The organism is Thermomonospora echinospora (assembly GCF_900108175.1).
In the GTDB taxonomy this organism is placed as follows: domain Bacteria; phylum Actinomycetota; class Actinomycetes; order Streptosporangiales; family Streptosporangiaceae; genus Thermomonospora; species Thermomonospora echinospora.
In genome coordinates, this window is sequence record NZ_FNVO01000033.1 from 1 (window position 1) to 16,719 (window position 16,719).

Sequence of the window (16,719 nt, forward strand, 5' to 3'; positions counted from 1 at the left end):
TCAATCGCCTCCGCCTTCGCCGAGGCCTTGATCGAACGAGTCCCCAGCCGAGCCGCCCGCTCCTCAGCCCCCACCTGATCCACACCCGGCAGGCCGTGCAGAAATGCGCGCAGCCCGGCGTTGCCGCCCGGCGCGTCCGTCAGAGTCTCCGTTGACACCCGCCCAGCATCGCCCATGCCGCCCGACCTCTCAAAACGGGCAGCCGTGTCCCGGCACCTCGCCCTTGCCCACGGCCTACCGGCAAGTACGATCAAGCGTCAGCCAACGGAGTGTCGTAGGAGCCGCGGTGTCGTCGGCAGGACCGGTCCCCTCACCCTCGAGCCACACCGCCAATGTGGCGCGGATGTACGACTATCTGCTGGGCGGCCGGGAGAACTACGCCGCCGACCGGCAGGCGGCCGAGCATCTGCTGAGGATCGCCCCCAGCAGCCGGCAGCTCGCCGTCATCAACCGGCGGTTTCTGCGCCGGGCCGTCCGGTACGCGGCCGAGCGTGAGGGCGTCCGCCAGTTCATCGACCACGGTTCGGGACTGCCCACCGCGGAGAACGTCCACCAGATCGCGCAGCGCGCCGACCCGTCGGCGCGCGTGGTCTACGTCGACAACGACCCTGTGGTGCTGGCGCACGCCCGGGCGCTGCTGGCCGACCGGGACCGAACCACGGTGATCACCGCCGACCTGCGCCGGGTCGAGGAGGTGCTGGGCCATCCGGACGTCAAGCAGCTGATCGACTTCGCCGAGCCGGTCGCCGCGCTGTTCGTGTCCGTGCTGCACTGCATCCCCGACTCCGACGACCCCGGCGGCCTCATCCGCCGGGTCGCCGACCGGCTGGCCCCCGGCAGCCTGGTGGTCCTCAGCCATCTGGTATCCACCGACGCCCGGATGCGCAGGCGGCTGACGGAGTTCCTGCACGGCGCCACCGGCGGCGGCTGGGGGCGGGTCCGCCATCCCGACGAGATCGCCCCCTGGTTCGAGGGGCTGGAGCTCGTCGAACCGGGCCTGGTGGAGATCTCCTCCTGGCATCCCGAGCCCGGTGACGTCCGCCAGCCGACCACCGAGTGGATCGAGTTCGGCGGCGTGGCCCGGGTGCTCTGACGCGTTCCGCCGCGCCGACTACCCGCCGGCTACCCGCGGGCGCGGGCGTCCAGCGCACTCGCGACCGTCATCACCGTCCAGGAGACCCCGAACAGGAGCATCAGGCCCGTGCAGACGCAGGCGGAGACGTACGCCTGCCACCGGTCGCCGGGCGGGGCCAGCAGCAGCACCGCCGCGAAGAGCCCGGACACGAAGCTCATCAGCGCCACGAAATCACGGTCATCCCGCACGTCATCGCCTCTCGGTCCGGGGGTCCGGACCAGGGTAGAGGCGGGACCGGCCGGGACGCCGTGATCGAGCGCACTCTCCCGGCCGTCGCCCGGACGTGCCGTCAGGTCGTGGTGGTCGAGGACTGCTGACGGCTCAGGGTCGCCTGCGAGGAGGTGTCGCCAGACAGCATCTTGTCCCGGTTGCCGTACCAGGAGTACAAAACGGTGCCATCGGACCGGAGGGTCAGTGTGACATAGCCGGTCGCCGCGTCCGAGCAGTTGCCGCCAGGTTCGTTGCCCTGGGTGATGACCTCGTACATGACCACCTTGTCGGGGGTCACCGACTCCACCCGCAGGGTGCCCGAGCAGACGAAGCCGGTGTAGGAGGACGTGCCGGTCTCCCCACCCTCGGTCAGGGTGAGAGTGGCGTCGAAGTTCCGCTTCTCGCCGTCGTTGTTGTGGTAGTAGCCCGAGCCCGTCCAGGTGCCGGAGAACGCCGCGTTGATCGCGCGCGGGTTGGCCGCGCGTGTGGGCGTCACCACGGTGCCGGTGCGAAGGTCGTCGTCCCCACCCACCTTGACCACCAGATAGGTGAGGGTGCCCAGCAGCGCCACCGCCAGGACGCCGATGATGATGAAGAGCGGCACGAGATTGGCCCGGTCCCGGCGCGGCGGCAGTGGCGGACCCGGCGGTATCGGGGCGTACGGCTGGTAAGGGCCCTGCATGACCTACTCCTGAGCCTGGTCGGCGCGCCGGGGCGGACGGTCTCGGCACGCCTTGCCGATAATCTCCCCCTTTGACGCCGTTTTCCAGACCCGAGTTTCCGCGTCCGGCCGGGAAGTTCCCATGGTGGCCGATGCCGGTCGATGTCGGCTGATGTCGGCCCGTCACCGGTCCACTACCGGTATGACCGAAATTGACGGGATCTCGGCCCGGTTCGGATGGCATGCTGGATGGGTGAGCGCGCGTTCGGTAAGTCCCGTTCTGGTCGGCAGATCCAGCGAGCTGAATCGGCTGCGGACGGCACTCGCCGAGGCGCCCGGCGCGCTGCTGATCGGCGGGGAGGCCGGAGTCGGCAAGACCCGGCTGCTGCGGGAGTTCACCGAGCGGGCCACCGCCGACGGCGCCCGGGTGCTGGTGGGCGGCTGCCTGGAGCTGGGCTCCGACGGCCTGCCGTTCGCCCCGTTCACCGCCGTGCTGCGCGGGCTGGTCCGGGAGATCGGCATCGACGGGGTGGCGGGGCTGCTGCCGCGCTCGGCCACCGGCGGGCTGGCCCGGCTGCTGCCGGAGTTCGGCGAGCCGGAGACCGACGCCGCCTCCGGCGAGGAGCGCGCCCGGCTGTTCGAGCTGGTCCTCACCCTGCTGGAACGGCTGGCCGAACGCACCCCGACCGTGCTGGTGATCGAGGACGCGCACTGGGCCGACCGCTCCACCCGCGACCTGCTGGCGTTCCTGGTCCGCAACGCGGGCACCGCGCCGCTGTTGATCCTGGTCACCTACCGCGCCGACGAGCTGCACCGCACCCATCCGCTGCGCCGGCTACTGGCCGAGCTGGACCGGGTCGACCGCGTCCGCCGGATCGAGCTGACCCGGCTGACCCGCGGCGAGGTCGGTGAGCTGGCGCGCGGGCTGCTGGACGGCGAGCCGCCGGCCGGGCTGGTCGAGCGGGTCCACGAGCGCAGCGAGGGCAACCCGCTGTTCGTGGAGGCGCTGCTGGCCCGTGACGGCAGCCTGGCGTGCGGGTTGCCCGAGTCGCTGCGCGACCTGCTGCTGGCCGCCGTCCAGCGGCTGCCGGAGGAGACCCAGGACGCGCTGCGGGTGGCCAGCGCGGGCGGCACCCGCATCGAGCACGCGCTGCTGGCGGCGGTGTCCGGGATGGACGACACCACGCTGACCCGGGTGCTGCGGCCCGCGGTGGAGGCCAACGTCCTGGTGGTGGACGGCGACGGGTACGCGTTCCGGCACGCGCTGATCCGCGAGGCCCTCCACGACGACCTGCTGCCCGGCGAGCACACCCGGCTGCACGCCCGCTACGCCGAGGCCCTGGAGAACGATCCGGTGCTGGCGCCGTCCGGGCGGCTGTGGGTGCTGCTGTCGCACCACTGGTACTCGGCCCACGACTCCACCTGGGCGCTGGTCAGCGCCTGGCGGGCGGCCGGCGACGCGCGCAAGGCCGTCGCCTACGCCGAGTGCCTGACGATGCTGTCGCGCGTCCTGGAACTGTGGCACAAGGTGCCGGACGCGGCCGAACGGATCGGCGCCGCCCACGCCGACGTGCTGGAGCAGGCCGTCATGGCCGCCGAGCTGGCCGGCGAGCACGAACGCGGCATCAAGCTCGCCACCGCTGCGCTGCGCGAGGTCGAGGCGCTCGGCGACGACGCCCGCTGTGCCAGCCTGCTGGAGCAGCGCGGCCAGATGTCCTACGAGCTGGCGCTGCCGGGTTACATCGACGACCTGCGGGCCGCCGTCGGACGGCTGCCCGCCGAGCCGCCCAGCGCGGTGCGGGCCCGCGCGCTGGCCTCCCTCGCCAAGTACGCGCGCCTGATCACCGGTACCGAGGAGGCCCTGGTCGCCGCGCGGGAGTCGCTGGCCATCGCCCGCCGGATCGCCGACCTCGACGCGGAGGTCGACGCACTGCTCACGCTGTTCTGCGTGGACATCGACTACGACGGCGGGCTGGAGGAGCTCCAGGAGGTCGAGCGGATCGCCCAGCGCTCGGGCAACCAGCGCCCGCTGCTGCGGGTGGCCGTGCTCAGATCCCATTACCTGGAGGGCTCCGGACGGCACGCCGAGGCCGCCGAGGTGGCCCGCCAGGGCATCGAACTGGCCCGCGAGTTCGGCCTCTCGCGCACGCACGGCACGTTCCTGGCCATCAACATGGCCGAGCCGCTGGTGTCGCTGGGTCACTGGGACGAGGCGCTGGTCTGCCTGCGCCAGGCCCTGGAGCAGGACCCGGCGCCGGCCATCCGGACCTCGCTGCACGTGCTGGCCGGAGAGATCGCGCTGGCCCGCGGCGACTTCGCCGAGGCGGAGGCACAGCTGGCCCCGGCCCGCGAGATCATGTGGCGCAAGACCCAGGACTACTTCGCCATGCTGCGGCTGGAGTCGGCGCTGCGGCTGGCGCAGGGCCGTCCCGACGAGGCGCTGGCGTCGGTGGAGAACGTGCTGACCAACCCGGACCTGCCGGACGACGCCCGGTACGCCTGGCCGGTGCTGCTCATCGGCGCGCACGCGTGCGGCGTGCTGCCCGACCGGGCCGCCGGCACGGCGATGCTGGAGCGCATCGAGAAGCGGGCGGCCGAGCTGACCGTGCGGGGCCCCCTGCAGGAGGCGCACCGCGTCACCTTCGTCGCCAAGACCGCCCATGCCCGCGGCGTCTGGGACCGCGCCGCCTGGGACGCGGCGGCCGTCGCCTGGGAGGGCATCAGCGAGCCGTTCCCGCAGGCCAAGTCACTGGCCCACGCCGCGGAGGCGGCCTTGGCCGACGGCGACCGCGACCTGGCCGCCGCCCGGCTGCACCAGGCCGCGGCGCTGGCCGAGCGGCTGCGCGCCGAGCCGCTGGTGCGGCGCGTGGCGGACCTGTCCCGCCGGGCCCGCGTCAACGGCGCGCACGCCCCCGCCGAGCGTCCCGCGCACGGCCTCACGCCCCGCGAGCTGGAGGTGCTCCGGCTGGTCGCCCAGGGCCGCACCAACCGCGATATCGCCGAGACCCTGTTCATCTCGGCCAAGACCGCCAGCGTCCACGTCTCCAACATCCTGGCCAAGCTGGAGGTCGCCAGCCGCGGTGAGGCCGCCGCCACCGCCCACCGCCTGGGGCTGGCCGGCGCCTGAGCGTCCGGGGACGCGAGCCGCACGGCATGTCCGGCGGTGGGCGCTCCCCTCCTCGCCCCCACCGCCGAACCGTCCGGGCCACCCATCGGGGTGGGGCCGGCCTGTGCCGAGTCTCGTTCCGGGGAACGGGCCGCCCCTCCGTTCGGAGGGCGCCGGAGACCCGTCCGGGAGGACGGGTCTCCGGCACCGCTGGGCCTCCCGATGAAGCCTCCGGGAAGATACGGACGCCGGATCGCCCGGCGTCTCAGTCTCAGGGGCCGGAGCCGGCCCGGGAGAGGCGGATCAGTGCGGAACGCGGGCGACGCAGAAGACGGTCTGGCCGAACGGGGGCCGGACCAGCCGCTCGATGGCCCGGGTGGTGGGGACGACCGTACGGTCGTAGATCTTGACCAGCCGGGGGTCGGGGTAGCCGGCGCCGCCCCGGCGCACCGCCGCCCACCAGGCGATGCCGCCGAGGAAGTTGATCGGCTTGCACACCTCGGGGACGAGCCCGGCGGCGCGCACCGACCGGGTCAGGGTGGCCGGGGTGTAGCGGGTGACGTGCCCCACCTTGCGGTCGAAGTCGCCGTACAGCTGCATGTAGCCGGGCACCCAGATGACGATGCGGCCACCGGGCAGGGTCACCGCCGCCAGGTCCCGTAGGGCCTGGACGTCGTCCTTGATGTGCTCCAGCACGTTCATCATGACGACGGTGTCCACCTTCTGGCGGATCTTGATGTCGGTGGGCAGCGCGAGGTCGATGACCTCGACGTCGGGGTTGCCCTCGTAGCGCTCGCGCAGCTGGCCCACGCAGTACGGGTCGTTGTCGCTGACCACCAGGTAGTCCAGCCGGCCGGCGAACTGCTCGGAGAAGTGGCCCAGCCCGGAGCCGACCTCCAGCAGCGACCGGCCCACGTGCGGGGCCACCATGTCGTACTCGTACTTGCGGTAGTTGCGGGCCTCGTCGCCGCCGAGGTGGTTCTCCAGGGCGCCCTCACCGGCCGCCGGCTGGACGACCTCGCCGTCGCCGGAGGCGGGAGCGACCGGCCGGGATTTGCTGCCCAGCAGCTTCAGGAGGGTGCCGGCAATGGACTTGCGCTGCTTCGATGACTGCATTGGTTTCCGCTCGCTGATCGCACCACCCGGCCTGCCACCGACGTGCTGCTTGCGTTCAACTCGACGTTTTCGCCGGATCGGCGGGAACGGCCACCGGGTGGGCGGCCAGGGGTCGGGCCGATCTCGGGCGCGAATACCGGGCCAGTCTATCCGCAGCCGCAACCGCAGGCCGCCCGGACGACTTGCGCACCACCGGACCCGGGTACAACGCCGGAAATGGCCGCCCGGACGCGCCGTGGGCCCGTCCGCTCAGCCGGCCGACAGGGTCAGGGTGATCGCGCGCTGCAGCCGGGCGGCGGTGGCCCGCAGCCGGGACGCGGCGGCCTCGATCTTGGGAAGCCTGCTCGGGCGGCAGGACACCGCCAGGGCGCCCACCACGGATCCGGTCGCGTCGGTGACCGGGACCGCGGCACAGCCGGTGCCGAGGGCGTACTCCTCCCGGTCGAGGGCCAGCTCACCGGGGGTGCGCAGGGCCCGCAGCAGCTCGCGCGGCTCGGTGATGGTGTTGGGGGTCAGATCCACCAGGGGGTGCCGCGACAGGTACTCCAGCCGGCGGTCGTCGTCCAGTTGCCGCAGCACGCACTTGCCGATCGCGGTGGCGTGCGCCGCCTCCTCGAAGCCCACCCACAGATCGACCCGGGGGGTGCGGGGCCCGTCGGCGATGTCGATGATGCGGATCTCGCCGTCCTCGTGCAGGCCGAAGTAGGCGGCCGCGCCCAGCTCGTCGCGCAGCGCCACCAGGGCGGGCCGGATGCGCGACAGCAGCCGCTGGGTGCTGCTGCGGCCCTGCAGCGTCTGCAGCCGGTCGCCCAGCACCCACACCCCGCTGGGGAGCCTGCTGGCGTAGCCCTCGTGGGCCAGCGTGCGCAGCAGGTGGTAGGTGGTCGCCAGCGGCAGCCGCGCCTCCCGGGCGAGCTGCTTGGCCGGTGCGCCGTTGGGATGCGACGCCACCGCCTCCATCAGGTGCAGCGCCCGCTGCACCGAGGCGATGAGAGTCGGTTTCCGCGTCTCGTCCATCACGGGCAGTGAACCCTTCCGAACAGATCAGGTCAAGGACTTCGTCAATACTCATGGCATTGGATCACTTAACGGATGGCCGATACAGCGTTTCGGTGGAATTCAGGAAGGCGCGTCCAGGAAATGGAACGGTCCCTTTCGCGGGTTCCTGAGCGGCCGGGTCGTCTTCCGGCCCGGACCGGGTACCACCAGAAGGGGTCGCATCCTGGCACGATCCGGGCGCGACCGCACGGCGGACCACCTGAAGGAGCCGGTATGAGCGAGCCGAACCGCAAGCCCGCGGCGACCGGGGCCACGGCGGCCCCGGCCGCCCCCGCCACCGACGAACGCGTCGACGAACGCACCGCCCGCAAGGTCGCCGAGGCCGCCCGTGAGACCGAGTGGCGGTTGCCCAGTTTTGGAAAACAACTGTTCATGGGCTGCCCACGGCTGGAGCTGATCCATCCGCACCCCCGCCCGGCCGAGGAGGCCGCGGCTCGGGGGGAGGCGTTCTTGGCCCGGCTGCGCCGGTTCTGCGCCGACCGGATCGACCCGGTTCGCATCGAGCGCGAGGCGCGCATCCCCGACGAGTTGGTGGCGGGCCTACGGGAGATCGGCGCGTTCGGCATGAAGATCCCCGAGAAGTACGGCGGGCTGGGGCTCAACCAGCTGTACTACGGGCGGGCGCTGATGCTGGTGGGTTCGGTCAGCCCGGCGATCGGGGCGCTGCTGTCGGCGCACCAGTCCATCGGCGTGCCGCAGCCCATCCAGTTGTTCGGCACGGACGAGCAGAAGGAGGTCTGGCTGTCCCGCTGCGTCAACGAGATCAGCGCGTTCCTGCTCACCGAGCCCGACGTGGGCTCGGATCCGGCCCGGCTGCGGACCACCGCGGTGCCGTCGCCGGACGGCCGGGAGTACGTGCTCGACGGCGTCAAGCTGTGGACGACCAACGGCGTGGTCGCCGACCTGCTGGTGGTGATGGCACGGGTGCCCGCCTCCCCCGGGCACCGCGGCGGGATCTCGGCGTTCGTGGTAGAGGCCGGCTCCCCCGGCATCACGGTGGAGAACCGCAACGCGTTCATGGGGCTGCGCGGCATCGAGAACGGCGTCACCCGCTTCCACGAGGTCCGGGTGCCGGCCCGCAACCTGATCGGCCGGGAGGGCGCCGGGCTGAAGATCGCGCTGACCACGCTGAACACCGGCCGGCTGTCGCTGCCGGCGCTGTGCGCGGCGGCGGCCAAGTGGGCCACCTCGATCGCCCGCCAGTGGAGCGCGCACCGGGTGCAGTGGGGCCGCCCGATCGGCGAGCACGAGGCCATCTCCACCAAGCTGGCCTTCATCGCCGCGACCTCCTACGCGCTGGAGGCGATGGTCGACCTGGCGAGCTCACTGGCCGACGACGAGCGCAACGACATCCGCATCGAGGCGGCCCTGGCCAAGCTGTACGCCTCGGAGATGGCCTGCCGGATCGCCGACGAGCTGGTCCAGTTGCGCGGCGGCCGGGGGTACGAGACCGCCGAGTCGCTGGCCGCCCGGGGCGAGCGCGGGGTGCCCGCCGAGCAGGTGCTGCGCGACCTGCGCATCAACCGGATCTTCGAGGGCTCCACGGAGATCATGCATCTGCTGATCGCCCGGGAGGCGGTGGACGCCCACCTGTCGGTGGCCGGGGACATCATCGACCCGGAGGCCGGGCGGGGCGACAAGGCGCGCGCCGCAGTCCGGGCCGGGGGCTTTTACGCGCGCTGGCTGCCGACGCTGGTCACCGGCCCCGGCAGCCGTCCAGGCTCCTACGGTGAGTTCGGGCCGCTGGCACCCCATCTGCGTTACGTGGAGCGCGCCTCCCGCAAGCTGGCCCGTTCCACCTTCTACGCCGCCGCCCGCTGGCAGGGCGCGCTGGAGCACAGGCAGGGGTTCCTGGGCCGGATGGTCGACATCGGCGCCGAACTGTTCGCGATGAGCGCCGTCTGCGTACGGGCCAGGATGGACCGGGAGGCCGATCCGGGCGCCGGCGCCTACGCGCTCGCCGACGCCTTCTGCCGGCAGGCCCGCGTACGGGTGGAGGCGCTCTTCGAGGCGCTGTGGCACAACACCGACGCCCACGACTCCCGGCTGGCCAGGCGGATCATGGCGGGCGAGTTCACCTGGCTGGAGGAGGGCGTCCTCGACCCGTCCATCCCCGGCCCGTGGATCGCCGACGCCGCCCCCGGCCCCAGCAAGGCCGAGGACGTGCACCGGCCCTTCCCCTGAGCGCTCCGCGGTCAGCCCCACCCGCGGGCGGACCGCCGGTGCGCCTCCAGGTCGCGGATACGGCGGCGGGCGGGACCGCGGTACGGTCCCGCCCGCCGGTTCCGTCCGGCTCAGCCGGTCATGTCACAGGCGCTCGATGATGGTGGCGTTGGCCTGGCCGCCGCCCTCGCACATGGTCTGCAGGCCGTAGCGGCCGCCGGTGCGCTCCAGCTCGTGCAGCAGCTTGGTCATCAGGACGCCGCCGGTGGCGCCCAGCGGGTGGCCCAGCGCGATGGCGCCGCCGTTGGGGTTGGTCCGGGCCGGGTCGGCGCCGATCTCCTTCAGCCACGCCAGCACGACCGGGGCGAACGCCTCGTTGATCTCGGTGGCGTCGATGTCGTCGATCTTCAGCCCGCTCTTGGCCAGCACCTTCTCGGTGGCCGGGATCGGGCCGGTGAGCATGTAGACCGGGTCCGAGCCGCACACCGCCAGGGTGTGGATGCGGGCGCGCGGGGTCAGGTTGTGCCGCTTGACGGCCTCCTCGGAGGCCAGCAGCAGCGCCGAGGCGCCCACCGAGATCTGCGAGGCCACCGCGGCGGTGATCTCCCAGCCCTCGCGCAGCGGCTTGAGGCCGGCCATCTTCTCCAGCGTGGTGTCCGGGCGCACGCCCTCGTCGGTGGCCAGCCCGCCCAGCGGGGCGATCTCCCGGTCGAAGTAGCCGTTCTCCAGCGCCTTGGCCGCCCGCTGGTGGCTCTCCAGCGCGAACTGCTCCAGGTCGCCGCGCTTGAAGCCCCACTTCTCGCACATCAGCTGCGCGCCGCGGAACTGCGAGATCTCCTGCTTGCCGTACCGCTCGGCCCAGCCCGGCCCCCAGGGCAGCCCGGCCGCCGGACCCTCGGGGCCCATCGGGACGGACGAGCCCATCGGGACCATGGCCATGTTCTCCACGCCCGCGGCGACCACCAGGTCCTGGGTGCCCGACAGCACCGCCTGGGCCGCGAAGTGCACGGCCTGCTGCGAGGAGCCGCACTGCCGGTCGATGGTGACGCCCGGCACGTGCTCGGGCAGGCCCGCCGACAGCCAGGCGGTGCGGGCGATGTCCAGGGTCTGCGCGCCGACCTGCATGACGCAGCCCATGATCACGTCTTCCACGGCCGCCGGGTCGACCCCCGTACGGCTCATCAGCTCCTTGAGCACATGGGCACCGAGGTCGGCGGAGTGGACGTCCTTGAGGGCACCCTTCTTGGTGCCCACAGGGGTACGGACCGCGCCGACGATGTACGCCTCGGCCACGACGCCTCCAGATTTCTGCGTAGGGGTTCCGTCCCGGAGCAAACCGAGTCAGATTCGGTCTTGTCAGTATGAGGTTACAACGTGCCGTCCGCCGCGTCGTGGGTGCCCGTTCTCACAATTTCCGCCAGAGCCGTACCGGCGGGCTCCGGCATCCCGGAGGACGGCGCGTCCGGCCAGGCCACGGCAGCCCCTACCAGGGTATGCGGGGGTTACGGCCGGGCCGGACGACCGTGGAACCCGCCGGCCCGGCACCGCGGGAGTCCGGGGATCGCCCCCGGACGGCCGGGCCGGCACCGCCGTCGGTGTGCCGCACGGCGGGATCGCCTCCAGGCGGCCGGGCCGACGGGGCCTCCACCCCGGTTTCGAGGTCCGGGGGGTCAGCCGGTCAGGTCCCTGGCGACCTTGGCGGCGCCGAGGCCCGCAGCCCCGGCGGCGACGGCCGAGAACGCGCCCGCCGCCCACAGCGGGACGCCCTTGGCGCCGCCGCGCGGCTTGCGGGACTTCATCGCGGCCACCGCGTCCAGCACGTCCACCGCCAGGCCGAGTCGCGCCCAGGTCGCCCGGCCCTGCCCCTTGCTGAGCAGGTATCCGGCGCCCAGTGCGATCTCCCGGCCGGCGAAGATCCTGGTCATCAGGTCGCGTCCGGGGTCCGCCCCGGCGCCCGCGCCCAGCGCCCGGGCGACCGCTCCCGGCGCCAGGAACGCCGTCACGCCCAGCGCCACCCTGCCGCGCGCCAACTGCACCATCAGCTCGTCCACGCGGTCCCGTCGCTGCTCTTCGTTCACATCTGCCACAGCGGGAGCGTATCGCCGTTCCCGAACGGGATTCGACACCGGATCCGCACGCCGCCGCGCCCGGAGTACGGCCGCCGACCCGCGTAGGCTGCCGGTGAGCCCCCGAGCCACCGAGGTGTCCGCATGACGGGAATGATCCTTCTTATCTTCCTGGCGCTGATGTGCGCATACATCCTGCGTTACATCGCCGGACGGCTGCGCTGGTCCGTGCCCGCCTACGGCGGGATCATCATCGTCTTCATGATCGTGGTGCTGGCCGTGTGGGGGCAGTCACTGGATTAGGACCGGCGGGTGAGGACCGGCCGAACTTCTTCCCGGGCCGCGGCGTCTTAGCTGAGAAAGCTGCTTCCCCGCGCGGCAAGGGAGACAAGACGTGCCATCGACCACGGCCAGGGCCCGACAGCATCGGAGCGCCGTCTCCCCGCATGTGGACCGGCTCGTGGACTTCACCGAGCCCTCCCCGGCCGACGAGTGCCTCGACCTCTCCCACGGCCGGGGACCGCTGCCCGCCGCGCTGGAGCCACTGGTCCGCCGGGTCACCGCGGTCGACACGACCCAGGTGACGGCCGGCACGACCGGCCCCCTTCCCGTTCCCCGGGGCTCTGGGTCCGGCGGCCGCACCCCCACCGTGCTGTTCGACCGCAGCCGTACGCACGGCGGCGGCCCCGGCTCCTCGGCGGTACGGGCCGACGCCTGCGCGCTGCCCTACCGGGACGGGACGTTCACCCTGGTCACCTCGCGTTTCTCGCTGCGGCGGCTGGGCGATCCGGCGCAGGTGCTGCGCGAGATGGTCCGGGTCTGCCGGCCCGGCGGCCGGGTGGTCATCGCCGAGGCGGTCCGGCCCGCCTACGACGCTCCGGAACGCGACCGGCTGGAACGGCTGCGCGATCCCGGCCACCCGGGACTGGCCACGGTCGACGGGCTCACCCGGCTGCTGGCGGAGGCGGGCGCGCACGTGCGCCGGCTGGAGCGGATCAACGTGGAACGGCCGCTGGAGCCCTGGCTGGCCGACGCCCCGGATCCGCACGGCGCCGACGACATCCGCCACGCCCTGGTGAACGAGGTGGACGGCGGTCCGCGCACCGGCGCCAGGCCCCGCGTCATCGGCGGGGAGATGTGGTTCACCCAGACCTGGGCCTACCTGGCCGCCGAGCCCTACCGCCGCTGAGCCGCACCCCGTACGGGCGGCCCGGCGCGCCACCGCAGACCGGCGGCCGCCGCGGTCAGGGCGTCAGCGGAAGCTCGAACCACACGGCCTTGCCGTCGGAGGTCGGGCGGGCGCCCCACCGGGTGGCGAGTTGGTCGACCAGGTACAGGCCCCGGCCGCCCTCGTCGGTCTCCCCGGCGCTGCGGATGCGGGGCAGCCGCAGGTCGGAGTCGAAGACCTCCACCCACAGCGCGTCGGCCCCGCGCCGCAGCCGCAGCCGGAACTCCTTGGTCGCCGGCTCCCGGCGGCCCAGTTCCATGCCCAGGTCCCACAGCTCCTCGTCCAGCGACAGCACCGGATCGCCGCCCGAGCCCAGCCCGGCCACCTGGGGCATCGCCGGCTCCCGGCGCGGCGCCGGGGCGTTGGCGGCGTGCAGCACCACGTTGGTGACCACCTCGGAGACCAGCAGGCAGGCCAGCTCGGCCTGTTCGGAGTCCACCCCCCAGGAGGCGAAGGTGTCCGACGCCATCCGCCGCGCCTCCGACACCATGATCGGCTCTGCCGTGAAGGTGCGCTGCTCGACCGCCAGTTCCTCGGCGGACGTGCGGATCACCACGATCGCCACGTCGTCGTCGACGTCGCCCGGCACCGCCTCGTAGGCGGCGTTGGCGATCGCCTCCACGTCGCCGTCGGCCACCGCGGCCACCGCCTCGCGCAGCATCCGGCGCGACTCTTCCCGGGTGTAGTACTCGCCGTCGTCCTTGGGCCGCCGGTCGATCAGCCCGTCGGTGTAGAGCACCAGCGTGGCACCGGGCTTGAGCTCGCGGCTCTCCTCGTTGAACAGGATCTCGCCGCCCACCCCGGAGCCGCGCACCCCGAGCATGGCGCCCTTGCTGTCGAACTCCAGCTCGCCGACCTGGCCGTCGGAGATCAGCAGCGGCGGGTCGTGCCCGGCGTTGGCGAACGACAGCACCCGCGACCAGGCGTCGTACACGAAGTAGGTGCACGACACCAGCGTCGGCCGTGCCAGTTCCTCGCCGCCGCGGGGCCGGTGGGCCGCGCCCATCGTGCGGGTCCACTCGTCCAGCTCGCGCAGAATCTCCGCGGGCGGCTTGTCGTCCTGGGCGAACGCCCGCAGCGCCGCCCGCAGCTGGCCCATCACCGCCGCCGCGCGGGCGCCGCGGCCCTCCACGTCCCCGATCACCAGGCCGACCCGGCCCGCCGACAGCGGGATCACGTCGTACCAGTCGCCGCCGACCTGGGTCTGGATGCCGTGCCCGTGCGACTCCAGCGGCCGGGCCGGCTCGTACCGCCAGGCGATCTTCAGCCCGTCCAGCCGGGGCGGGGCGTCGCCGGGCAGCAGGTCCTTCTGGAACGCCAGAGCCGTCTCGCGCTCGGTCTCGAACAACATCGCGTTGTCGACCGCCAGCGCCACCCGGCCGGCGATGGCCCCGACCAGGTCGCGGTCGAAGCCGTCGTAGTGCGGGTCGGGGCGTCTGCTGAGGTTGGACAGCGCCAGGCTCATCACGCCCAGCAACTCGCCGCGCGCCAACAGCGGGGCGGCGATCACCGAGGTGATGCCCATGTCGTCGCCCAGCCGCCGGCTGGAGGTGGTGGGCGCGGAGAACCGGTGCTGCACCAGGTCCTCCACCAGCACCGCGTCACGGCGCTCCATGGCCTTGGCGCAGAAGTGGCCGGGCGGGTACGACACCGGCTCGCCGACCTCGGCCCAGGTGCCGGGCGGCGGCGACCAGCCGGCCGCGTGCCGCGACACCCGGCGCACCAGCCGGTCGCCGCTGAACAGGTCGATGAAGCAGTGGTCGGCGAACTGCGGGACCAGGGTGTCGGCCATCTGGCGCAGCGTGGTGGCCAGCTCCAGCGACCCGGCCAGCCGCTCGCCGATGCGCTCCAGCAGCCCGTAGCGCTCCTGGTCGCGCTGGTTGCTGCGGAGCGCCTCACGGGCGAAGATCACGACCCCGTCCACGGCGCCGGACGGGTGGCGCAGCGGGACGGCGTGCGCGCGGGTGTAGACGGTGGCGCCGTCGGCGCGCACGTTGCAGAACGTGCCCTCCCACACGCCGCCCTTGAGGACGTGCCGGGCCAGCTCGGTGGCCTGGTCGCGGTCCTCCTCGGCGATGCCCAGCGACAGCACCGACTGCCCGACGTACTCGCCGCCGAAGCCGAACAGCTCGTGCGCGAACTCGTTGCTGTAGATGATGTTGCTGAAGCGGTCGCAGACGATGACCGCCATCTCCATCTGCGCGAGAACCGTCTCCGGCGGCAGCTGCGCCTCGAAGGAGGACTCACCCCACCGCTTCATCGGACCTCGGCCTCCCCGGCACGACAGCGAGCACGATCTGCCCCTTCACGGATACCGCGCACGCCTTCCTCGTAATTGAACGACGAAAGCACGTTCCGGATACGCGGGAACGGCATCTCGCCGCGGAGATCTTCGGTACGGAGCGGGACGGTCAACGGGAGACGATCAACGCCTGGTGACGAACACGTGCTCGGCCAGGCGGCGCGGCAACTCGGTCGCGCCCTCCGGCTCGTCGTCACAACTCACCCGGACGCCGTCCTCACTGGTCGCCAACATCACCTCTCGTCCCGGCTGGATGCCCAGTCGCTTGAGGATGAGCATCAGATCGCTGTCGCTCTGCACCTGCTCACTGATCCGCCGCACCACCGCTGGGGTGCCGGCCGGGGTGGCGACGTCGGTCATCACGTCGAGTGGACCGGACTCCTCGCCGTCCTCGGACACGCCGAGCTCGTCGAGCCCGGGGATCGGGTTGCCGTGCGGGCAGTGCGTCGGGTTGCCCAGCAGCGCCACCAGCCGCCGCTCGACCTCCTCGCTCATCACGTGCTCCCAGCGGCACGCCTCGATGTGGACGTCTTCCCAGGGCAGTCCGATCACGTTCACCAGCAGGCACTCGGCGAGACGGTGCTTGCGCATCACGCGGGTGGCCAGACCCCGGCCGGTCGCGGTGAGCTCGAGGTGCCGGTCGCCCTCGACCCGCAGCAGGCCGTCGCGTTCCATCCGGGCGACCGTCTGACTCACGGTCGGGCCGCTCTGGGACAGCCGCTCGGCGATGCGCGCGCGCAGGGGAATGATCCCCTCCTCTTCGAGCTCGAACACCGTCCGGAGATACATCTCCGTCGTGTCGATCAGGCCGTGTGAGGTCAAGGCTCCCTCCGCTCTCGAAGCTCCAAGTCTACTTCGTCAGGGCCGTGCAGGGGCGGCCGTCGACGGTGCCCGTGCACATCACCGGACGTAACGAATGCCGTAATGGGTAGAAGCAACGCGTTATGAGCGCCGAATCTTCCCACGACGCCGGCCCCTACGTGCCGGAACACGCGGATCTGGCCGCTCTCCGCCGGGCGGCGGCCGGCTGCCGAGGCTGCCCCTTGTACGCCGACGCGACACAGACCGTGTTCGGGGAGGGCGAGCCGAGCGCCCAGGTGGTGTTGGTCGGAGAGGGCCCCGGGGACCAGGAGGACCGCACGGGCAGGCCGTTCGTCGGCCCGGCCGGGCGGCTGCTCGACCAGGCGCTGGAGGAGGCTGGGATCAGGCGGGAGGACGCCTACGTCACCAACGCGGTCAAGCACTTCAAGTTCGCCAGGACCGCGGGCGGCGGGCGCCGCCGGCCGCAGCCGCCGAGCGCCGCCGAGGTCACCGCCTGCCGGCCGTGGCTGCTGGCTGAGCTACGGCTGATCGAGCCGGAGGTCGTCGTGGCGCTGGGCGCCGTTGCTGGCAGGGCGCTGCTGGGCTCGGCGTTCCGCGTCACGCAGTACCGCGGCAGGCTGCTGACATGCCCGCCACCGGAGACGCTGGGCACCCGGCAGGCCGCCCGTATCGCCGAAGAAGGCGGCGAGACGGCCGGGCACATCGTCGCGACGATCCATCCCTCGGCGGTCCTGCGCAGCGACGACCGCGAGGCGATGTACGCCGGGATGGTGGCCGATCTCAGGGTCGCCGCCCAAGCGCTGGCCTGATCGGGGGCCGCTCTCCGGACGCCGTTCTCCTCGCCTCCCGGG

The 16,719-nt window shown here is 72.7% G+C and carries 14 protein-coding genes and 1 pseudogene; 6 read left to right on the forward strand and 9 right to left on the reverse strand.

Annotation, left to right across the window (positions count from 1 at the left end; all coding sequences use genetic code 11):
• A pseudogene (locus C4U03_RS42300) lies at positions 1-176 on the reverse strand (deoxyribose-phosphate aldolase); the annotation flags it as partial.
• Positions 177-286: 110 nt separating this feature from the next.
• On the opposite strand from C4U03_RS42300, the gene C4U03_RS36625 reads away from it, so the two are divergent.
• The gene (locus tag C4U03_RS36625; protein ID WP_200827718.1) at positions 287-1,093 is read left to right on the forward strand and encodes an SAM-dependent methyltransferase; all 807 of its coding nucleotides are present in this window, start codon (positions 287-289) and stop codon (positions 1,091-1,093) included.
• Positions 1,094-1,122: 29 nt separating this feature from the next.
• On the opposite strand, the gene C4U03_RS36630 is transcribed toward C4U03_RS36625, so the two are convergent.
• Positions 1,123-1,323, reverse strand: a complete 201-nt coding sequence (locus C4U03_RS36630; protein WP_146087661.1) for a hypothetical protein — start codon at positions 1,321-1,323, stop codon at positions 1,123-1,125.
• Positions 1,324-1,424: 101 nt separating this feature from the next.
• On the reverse strand, positions 1,425-2,027 hold the full coding sequence (locus C4U03_RS36635; RefSeq protein WP_103944397.1) for a hypothetical protein: 603 nt from the start codon (positions 2,025-2,027) through the stop codon (positions 1,425-1,427).
• Positions 2,028-2,259: 232 nt separating this feature from the next.
• Between C4U03_RS36635 and C4U03_RS36640 the strand changes: the two genes are divergently transcribed.
• Entirely contained in the window at positions 2,260-5,133 is a 2,874-nt protein-coding gene (locus C4U03_RS36640; protein WP_103944398.1) for an ATP-binding protein, read from the forward strand.
• Positions 5,134-5,415: 282 nt separating this feature from the next.
• Here C4U03_RS36640 and C4U03_RS36645 read toward each other — a convergent pair whose 3' ends face one another.
• Positions 5,416-6,228 carry a class I SAM-dependent methyltransferase gene (locus C4U03_RS36645; RefSeq protein WP_103944399.1) on the reverse strand — a complete coding sequence of 271 codons (813 nt, stop codon included), beginning with the start codon at positions 6,226-6,228 and terminating at the stop codon, positions 5,416-5,418.
• Positions 6,229-6,477: 249 nt separating this feature from the next.
• A complete protein-coding gene (locus C4U03_RS36650; protein WP_103944400.1) occupies positions 6,478-7,245 on the reverse strand; it encodes an IclR family transcriptional regulator in 768 nt (255 codons plus the stop codon).
• A 255-nt stretch (positions 7,246-7,500) separates the two neighbouring features.
• Between C4U03_RS36650 and C4U03_RS36655 the strand changes: the two genes are divergently transcribed.
• Positions 7,501-9,471, forward strand: a complete 1,971-nt coding sequence (locus tag C4U03_RS36655) for an acyl-CoA dehydrogenase family protein (RefSeq protein ID WP_103944401.1) — start codon at positions 7,501-7,503, stop codon at positions 9,469-9,471.
• A 123-nt stretch (positions 9,472-9,594) separates the two neighbouring features.
• Here the strand turns inward: C4U03_RS36655 and C4U03_RS36660 are convergent, their stop codons facing one another.
• Together C4U03_RS36660 and C4U03_RS36665 are read right to left on the reverse strand one after the other, a co-directional pair.
• Positions 9,595-10,743, reverse strand: coding sequence for an acetyl-CoA C-acetyltransferase (locus C4U03_RS36660; protein ID WP_103944402.1), 1,149 nt, complete (start codon positions 10,741-10,743; stop codon positions 9,595-9,597).
• A 377-nt stretch (positions 10,744-11,120) separates the two neighbouring features.
• The gene (locus C4U03_RS36665) at positions 11,121-11,537 is read right to left on the reverse strand and encodes a hypothetical protein (RefSeq protein WP_235018356.1); all 417 of its coding nucleotides are present in this window, start codon (positions 11,535-11,537) and stop codon (positions 11,121-11,123) included.
• A 123-nt stretch (positions 11,538-11,660) separates the two neighbouring features.
• On the opposite strand from C4U03_RS36665, the gene C4U03_RS40840 reads away from it, so the two are divergent.
• Positions 11,661-11,819: a hypothetical protein gene (locus tag C4U03_RS40840; protein WP_160147223.1), complete on the forward strand. Its 159-nt coding sequence runs from the start codon at positions 11,661-11,663 to the stop codon at positions 11,817-11,819.
• 91 nt (positions 11,820-11,910) lie between these two features.
• Positions 11,911-12,705, forward strand: a complete 795-nt coding sequence (locus C4U03_RS36670) for a class I SAM-dependent methyltransferase (protein ID WP_103944403.1) — start codon at positions 11,911-11,913, stop codon at positions 12,703-12,705.
• A 55-nt stretch (positions 12,706-12,760) separates the two neighbouring features.
• Here the strand turns inward: C4U03_RS36670 and C4U03_RS36675 are convergent, their stop codons facing one another.
• Positions 12,761-15,004: an ATP-binding SpoIIE family protein phosphatase gene (locus C4U03_RS36675; protein WP_103944404.1), complete on the reverse strand. Its 2,244-nt coding sequence runs from the start codon at positions 15,002-15,004 to the stop codon at positions 12,761-12,763.
• A 165-nt stretch (positions 15,005-15,169) separates the two neighbouring features.
• A complete protein-coding gene (locus tag C4U03_RS36680) occupies positions 15,170-15,868 on the reverse strand; it encodes a metal-dependent transcriptional regulator (protein ID WP_103944405.1) in 699 nt (232 codons plus the stop codon).
• A gap of 122 nt (positions 15,869-15,990) precedes the next feature.
• On the opposite strand from C4U03_RS36680, the gene C4U03_RS36685 reads away from it, so the two are divergent.
• Complete coding sequence (locus tag C4U03_RS36685) at positions 15,991-16,677, forward strand: UdgX family uracil-DNA binding protein (protein ID WP_103944406.1); 687 nt, start codon at positions 15,991-15,993, stop codon at positions 16,675-16,677.
• Positions 16,678-16,719 lie beyond the last annotated feature (42 nt).